Annotated in this window: 4 protein-coding genes and 1 pseudogene; 2 read left to right on the forward strand and 3 right to left on the reverse strand. The window is 35.8% G+C overall.

Annotation, left to right across the window (positions count from 1 at the left end; genetic code table 11):
* Positions 1–59 precede the first annotated feature (59 nt).
* The gene (locus tag U8D43_RS16745) at positions 60–2,429 is read right to left on the reverse strand and encodes a polyprenyl synthetase family protein (protein ID WP_335872334.1); all 2,370 of its coding nucleotides are present in this window, start codon (positions 2,427–2,429) and stop codon (positions 60–62) included.
* Between the two features lie 979 nt (positions 2,430–3,408).
* On the opposite strand from U8D43_RS16745, the pseudogene U8D43_RS16750 reads away from it, so the two are divergent.
* Positions 3,409–3,736: pseudogene (locus tag U8D43_RS16750) on the forward strand (glyoxalase superfamily protein).
* Between the two features lie 1,242 nt (positions 3,737–4,978).
* On the opposite strand, the gene U8D43_RS16755 reads toward U8D43_RS16750, so the two are convergent.
* Together U8D43_RS16755 and U8D43_RS16760 are read right to left on the reverse strand one after the other, a co-directional pair.
* On the reverse strand, positions 4,979–5,452 hold the full coding sequence (locus U8D43_RS16755) for a GyrI-like domain-containing protein (RefSeq protein ID WP_335872336.1): 474 nt from the start codon (positions 5,450–5,452) through the stop codon (positions 4,979–4,981).
* A 762-nt stretch (positions 5,453–6,214) separates the two neighbouring features.
* On the reverse strand, positions 6,215–6,643 hold the full coding sequence (locus tag U8D43_RS16760; protein ID WP_335872337.1) for a DUF6526 family protein: 429 nt from the start codon (positions 6,641–6,643) through the stop codon (positions 6,215–6,217).
* Positions 6,644–6,982: 339 nt separating this feature from the next.
* On the opposite strand from U8D43_RS16760, the gene U8D43_RS16765 reads away from it, so the two are divergent.
* Positions 6,983–7,516, forward strand: coding sequence for a DinB family protein (locus tag U8D43_RS16765; RefSeq protein WP_335872338.1), 534 nt, complete (start codon positions 6,983–6,985; stop codon positions 7,514–7,516).
* Positions 7,517–7,798: the final 282 nt, after the last annotated feature.

Here is a 7,798-nt window from a genome sequence, read left to right on the forward strand (position 1 = left end):
CTATTAGAGCATACTACTTCAAAAAATCAAACACGAAACGGAGAAAGGGATGAAAAATTTTAGTGATCCCGATTCACCAAATAATTTACTAAATGCTTCAGAAAAGAAGGGGAATTTGGCAATTTTTTCAGTGCTTCGATGGCAAGACAGTACTGTTCCCACATCTCTTTTCTTGCTCCTTCTAGACTGAGAATGGACACAAAAGTTGAATGATTGTTTTCAACATCTTTACCAATCGCTTTACCAAAATGCTTCAGATTTCCTTCCACATCAAGCAAGTCATCTTTAATCTGAAATGCAAGCCCTGCATGATAGGCGAATTTTTTCAACGCATCAATTTCTTCTTCCTCTGCATGAGCTAAAATGGCCGGCATGATAAGCGACGCTTCAAATCCAAGACCGGTTTTATAAAAACCCATGGCTTTTAATTGTTCTAATGTCACTGCTTTCCCTCTAAAATCCAAATCCATTGCCTGTCCCTTACACATATCCTCAGTCACTTGAGTAGTATAGTGAATTAATTTGAGGACTGTTTTAGCATTGAACTCTTTCAATGAAGTTTGTTCTTCAATCGCTTTTTGTGTCAGAAAAAGACCGGTTAATTCGGCAACGGCAATTGAATGCACTGTATGGAGGGTCGGATGACCGCGGCGAATTGTTGCATTATCTTGAGATGGTAGATCATCAAAGATTAGAGAAGCCGTATGCATGTATTCCAGTGATTTTAATAAAGGAATAATTTCTGCAGGATTCAAACCATATTTGTGAACACTCATCATCCAGGTCACAATCGGTCGCAACCTTTTTCCACTTCCTTCTAGACTATAATTCGCCGCAGCAATGATGGACTGATTTACAGTAGAACTCATGTTGTTCGGGTGAATTTTTAAATTTTTGTTGATCTGTTCTCGAACGTCTTTGATCGTATGTAAAAAGTCATCCTGCTCTTTTCGCTCAATTTTCAAGGTCGTAATAATCTGATCCCGCAGAAATTTATCAAAGAAATCAACATCGTCAGCTTTTTGCACCATTTTTTGAATGAGTCGATTGAATCTTGGAATTCCGGAGGCAAATAGCTCCATTACCTCAAAGTACTTTTCAACTCCCATTCGTTCTTTATATCGTTTCAATCCGTTAATCGCTCGGTCGAGAATCACCTCTGATGTCTTCGGATCGGAATGATAAACATTTTGGATTAGATGAGAGATAACCGTCCAATATAATTCAAACGGATTGACTAGATCTTCCCGCTGAGTATGGTACTTCATATAATAAGTGTACGGTGTAACAGCCCCGTCCCTCTGATCATCAAACATATCCGCAAAATCATCTGCCAACTGATTATAGAGGCCATAAAAGAAGGTGCGATTGTAAAATTCCTCATCCTCTGATGCACTCATGACCGAACGAACAATCAAACGAGAAAAAGAAGATTTTAATATAACCGGAATGTAAAGCTCTTCATTTGTATAATGTGGATTCGCCAGATTCTTAACTCGGTCGACTTCTTGAGCATGAAAAAACACATAGGATTGCTCAAAAAAGATGTCTATCGTTTCTGGGCGCTGATGAGCTTTAATATAAAGGAACGCTTCTCGAAGTTCCAAATGAATGTAGCGAATCAGCTCCCCATTTTCACCTGTCCACTCCCCTAATTCTGGAACAGACCCTGTAATGAGAGTCGTTCGGATTAAATCAGAATATTCTTTTTCTTCTTCAATGGATAAAATTTTAGCATCCAAAAGGTCGTCAATGAATGGATAAGTTAACCCGTAGGAATAACCTAATCGTATCGCTTGATCTAGTCTTATTTTCCGTTCTTCCGACGATATTGCATCTTCCATATCTTCCATTTCATGCATAATCAATCCGGAAATGATTTTGATTTGCTTTCTCTGCGCTTGTTCAGCATCCATCCCGGCTGGAATGTGAGAAGAGACGGCCTTTAATTTATTGATTAACCAAATGAATGTGGTTTCAATCCCTTCTTTTTGCGCCATCCGGTATAAAACAGACATACTCAACGAATCTGCTTTGCCCGCATCATTCGTTTTAAGTTGACTTTTCAAACTATCTACTACTTGTCGAATTCTAGTTTGAGTAGTTGGAGAGTCTAACGATTGGCCAAGGTCACGCATAAAAATATAAGAAATGCTACGGTCTAAATAATCATCTAATTTCCCTGTATAATCCAGCCATCTAAGGTAATGATCATACCCTTTAGATTCAGAGGTTTTCTTTTTACGAGAAAAAAACGAAACGAGTGGATGATGAATATGATTGTGTTTCCACGAATCTATTTCTTTTGTTAAAGAGGAGACATAGGTCTTTTCCTTCACTTGGGTATATAGAGAGGAGAAATATATAGCCGCCTTTTGCTCCGCTAGCTCATAAACCGCATCAGTATTTTCAATCCATTTTTTCTTCATTCTCTACATGACCTCTCAAAGAGGTGCCTGCCTCATTCTGAGGTTTCTCAGAGGACGACAGACACACAAGATTTCATTCTATGTTCAATTTGATACTTTCTATTATTAAAACCGCACGAATATTGTTTCTTCCTTCCTTTAATTGTAACGTCTTTTGATTAGCATTACTATGCCTGATTTTCAATAGACCTTTCCTCAAAATTACATCCCAATTACCGCAACGGCTCTCTTTAATACTATATCTATTAAAAATCATGCAGAATTCGTTGCCATTCGGAAGGCAAAAATACAACAGTTTAGTATTGATAAGCTAATCACTTCATGGTGTCAAAATTCTTTCTTTGATAATTCCCACTAATTACAAAGATTTTTTATTTAGTCCATTATGCATTTTGAAAACGCAGGAAAATTCTAATAGATTCACATTATTTATGTAAGTAGATGATAAACTTGAATATATCTACTACTTTTCTAACCCCTTCATTACAGAATTGTTCAATCTGGTGCCAACAGACCGTTAAGTCATTGGAACCCTTGCCTTTTACGGAATAGATTCTTTTGATAAGGCTCTTTTCGTATACATTGTTGCTCTTTACACAAAGAAAAAACAGGCAGTAGGGTTTTTCGATTGATTTCTTCTTTTTTATCTAGAAATGAAGAATCTTTCATTAGGAAAAGAGCACGAAATCATACAAGTCAAGGAATTCCTTTTGATTCGAAAAGCCACAATCTTTGCGATAACAGCCTTTGATAAAAACAACATTATTTGCGAAATCAGCCTCACCTAAGGTATTTTTGTACAGTTTTTTTCAAATCTGATCATATGCTAAATAGAGGATTGAAGTATTATCTAAATGGATAATTTAACATTCTAAATGAAGAAATTGATTTTCCGTTTTGTACTTCTCTTCCCTTTCAAGAACAAAAAACGTCACTACTCTTCCAAAGTTGGATGAAAGAAAGGTCGTGACTTCTTGAAATGATAATCCCCATCTTTCGAATCTTTAGTATTCAAAAAGCCTACACTTTTCACCTAGATTTTTTAGACTTTCAACTCAACTGGAAACACCAGTTTGAAAACACACTTCCTCTTTATGGTCAGATTTCATTTAAGGATATCTTTATTTATCTATCAGTGCGCCATGGAGACACCTCTCCAGGAATATCAAAAGCTATCATTCGTTGTTTGTTAACAGAAAAACTATCCCTATGTAAATTTTGGGCTAGAGAAAACACCTTGGAACATGCTTGAATTTACTGTGACGGATCCTTTTTACAATAAATTTTTTCATGAAGGATTAGTATGAGGTGGTTAGAGGAAGAATTTTATTCTCTGGAAAACAATGTACCTTCCTAAACCTTGTAAGAAGTAGGCGGTATGGTAACGATTAATTTATGGAACTTTCAGAACTGTTGAACCTACTTATATCCCAATGTCCGCAACACCTTGACACGATTTTTCACGAATAATGTAAGGGATACTCTACAATCGATTGGTGCTGGGAAATGATCACTTGGCATGGCCACATTACTATTATAATTTGGCTGACAAGTGAAAACTGCTTAGGTATTTTACTAGGGGATTACATTTGTCAACTACCAGTCAAAATTCCCAAAATAAAAAAATGCGAATATTATAAGGAGGCTCTTTGCTCTTTGGGTGGAATAGGTATAGTCCCGTAGTACTATTCACTCTCAAAAATGTATACTCTATTCTCAGCAGAAAGGCTGACTGCAAAAAAGAAGTCAACCTTACTTTACCAAAGAGTCAGTGATCCTCCACAAAGAAAAAGGGGACTTTTATTAGGACCGTTTCGCAAAGAATGTGGCTCCTAGAATGAGCCCTCCTATCGTGATGAAGAATGACTTTGGGCATCTTTTCGCAGCATTTTAACCCGAAATGATGAAAGAAAAGTGTGTTTCCATCTTTTTTGCATGCTACAACAACAAAGTATGCGAAAAGAGCCTTTGATAAAAATGAAATACACCTAGAGAAACAATTGTTGTCCCTCCCCAATGCGTATTTCATATACGGTTCTCTTAAAAAGTTTTATGAAAACGAAATGACCTTATTCATGGATAAAGGTTGCAAGAAACGCAGAAACAAAAAACATTCGAATTAACTCTAATTATGTTCATAATAGCATCCTTTTTATGTAGATCTTTATTGAATTTATCTCTTTACTATGAAAGTGATTTAGGTCTTTCAAAAAATTAAAAGTAAAATCCGCTTTCCCCAAAACCTAGTCTAAGGAGCACTCTTCATCCCATTGCTTATTTTTCAAAATGTCTCGTCTTTTACATTGGCTCTTTTCGTATACATTGAGGCTATTTCATCATATTTTTGATTAAATCCTCCATTTCACAGTTGAATTCCATCAAAACCAGACGAAATGATGCCCGAAACAAAGCTAAATCAAGATAAGAAACTATTACGAAAAGCAACAAACTTTGCTAAAACAGCCATTACATTGGACTAGCCTTTTTAACATACCACTATAAGTATGTTTCGTTTGGACAAGTTGCCTCTTACACTTTTATTCTTTCTTTTACTTCCTCATAACCGGAATCCAAACCTCACAGCTGTAATTATCATCTGCAGTATTTCCAGGTGGATAAAGCTCAAATTCAGCTTCGTCTGCATGCTCATATCCAGAAGTCGGAAACCATTCGGAGAAAATTCGTTGCCATATGGACTGGATAGCCTCAGGTAATGGTCCAACACTTTCAAACACTGCCCATGTATTCTTGCCAATTTCTCTTTCTTCAAATTGCGTCTGTTGGTTAGTGGTTTCGGCACCAATCATATAGGTGAATTCCTCTTTTTCCTGATCGAAGTCCATACAAACTCCGACAAATTCTTCATTTTCTGCGATTTCTAAGATTTGGTGTCCGACACCATTTCTTGACACTTCGTCCCAAAACACAGGAATTTGTTGGTTGTTTTTACCATCACTGGTTGAAACTCTTTTACTTTGACCGATGACAGTAAATGATTCTTTCTTCTCGATTCGATAATTCATTCCACATTCTCCTTTTGGTTGATTTTTTTATTCACAAATTTCTGAATTCTTCTTTACCTATGACTAACTTAACCTGTGTTCATTATAAAACATTCGCCGTATTGCAATATAATCCTTTCAATTTCTCCCTCATTTCTTCTCTTTTTTTCAGGATAACTTCTTTCACCCACTATTTTTTTAAGACTCTATTCGTATACATTCTGGCCATTTCATCTAATTGTTGACCTAGTTGTTCACTTACGGTCACTATATTAACAACAAAATCCTTTGAAGAAACTGGAATTTTATACTCTTCTTCCCTTCTTACACTATTAAATGCATCATTTCTATTAGTAATTTATCATTTTCAGATAAATAATTAACTGTCAAAACCAATAAGAAAAATATCATCAATAATGAAAATTACTTTCTTATTCTTCCTTTCATATGCCCTATATGCTTCGCTAAAAGGAAAGGATAAGGGACCTCTATTCGTCTATTTTTGAACGAAATAATTATCAAGATGTAGGGTTCCATTATTAATTTCCTTAAAAGAAACAACAAATACGAACCCCTGATGACTTACCACTCCCCCAGAGAGAAAATGTGGTTTCATCATTTTCACAAGCCAACAAATTTTTTCGCTGTATTAATTTGTTTATTTTTCTGAAAAATTAATTGGAAAGGAAATCAACAGCTATGTTATAAGAGATTCTACATTATCTGAAAATGAGCCTAAACAAAAAAACAGCCCCTCATGAGCTGTTCCACCTTCCCCATTCATTAAAGCCGGTAATGATCAGCGCGCCAGTTCTGAACAGACTTTTTGATTTCATCTGGTGACAATTTTTCGATTAGCGCACGTTCCACCAACTTTGGATATTCTTCATCCGATGCAAATCGAAGTGCAATCACTTGTTTTAATGTGAGATTAGCGTCTAATAGTTCTCCTGTCATTCGATAGTAACGGAAATTTTCTTCCGTGCGAATCATGCGATCCTGAAGCTGGAGAGCATATAATCTTAGCTTTGCCCCAACAACAATAAGCGTGAAGACAATGAATAGAATCACAAGACTTAATAGCAATTCAGTGCCCATGGTTTGAACGAAGAAGATCACGGCTAAAAGGAGCGTGATGAGAGCAAGTAGCGAGATCACTCGATGAAAGACTGGGTCGATTTTTTTGTGGTTTTGGTAATTTTGTTTTTTCATAGTGTACCTCCTGCATGTGGTCACTTTATTATATACTATCTTTTTCTTTAAATAAGATTAAAAACAATGTTTTAAAAATTTTCAACCTTTTTCTACTTAAAAAGATCGGGTGAACTTTGACTGTTTTACCATACAAAATTAATTCATGTGTATGGTTAGGTCAGGTACTATTGAGAACCTCCGATATTAATAATGTTGAGGAAAAAAGGCCATCTTATAAAATCAGAAGGACCTTTTCTGTATCTAATCACATCATACCATTTATATCCAAAATATATAAGTCTATATTTTTTTGTATGAATTGGTATCCTTAATGTAGATTTTTTAGGGGGAAGAAAAATGATAGATTACAGGATAAAAGCAACCGGAAACTTCACAGGTAAGATAGGAGAACTGGTTTCCATGTTAGAACACACAAGAGCCATCACCATCGATGAAATTAAAAAATTAACAGAATTCGACTTAGATTACTTGGTAGATGAAGGGTCAAATTCAATTGGTTCTTTATTATTACATATTGCATCAATTGAATTTGTCCATCAAGTCATATCATTCGAAGGACGTGATTTGAATGAAGGTGAGTTTCAGAACTGGAGACATGCGTTAGAACTTGGGCAAGAAGGAAGAAATACAATAAGGAAGAATGATGTTGAATATTATTTGAATGAACTATCTCAAGTCAGAAATCAAACATTATCCCAGCTTAAGAAGCATGGCGATGATTGGTTATATGAAGAAAAACAATGGGCAAATGGAATTCCATATAATAACTATTATCTTTGGTTTCACGTTTTTGAAGACGAGATTAGCCACCGCGGTCAAATCAGAACAATAAAACGCCTTCTTTCAAAAAATAAATATTGGAACAAGTGACAATCAGCCATATATATTTTGGTTGTTTCCGTATAGGATCTAGCTATTAGCTGCTGTAAATATTGGGTTAGGCTATATTTGATGGAAATCAATAATGAGATAGAGAATTTAGTCAAATATCAGATGAATAACCACACTGTTTACGAAACCCCATGTCCTGTCAGACACCGCAATGAATGAAAATGGGGTCTAGCGGTTTAATGATGCATTAAACTGTTCATCCTGTTAATGCAGGTCTGAGGTCGCCTCTTTTTTGGTGGATAAAACCCCGTTTACGAAACC

Origin of the sequence: Bacillus sp. 2205SS5-2 (assembly GCF_037024155.1) — a bacterium.
Classification (GTDB): domain Bacteria; phylum Bacillota; class Bacilli; order Bacillales; family Bacillaceae_K; genus Bacillus_CI.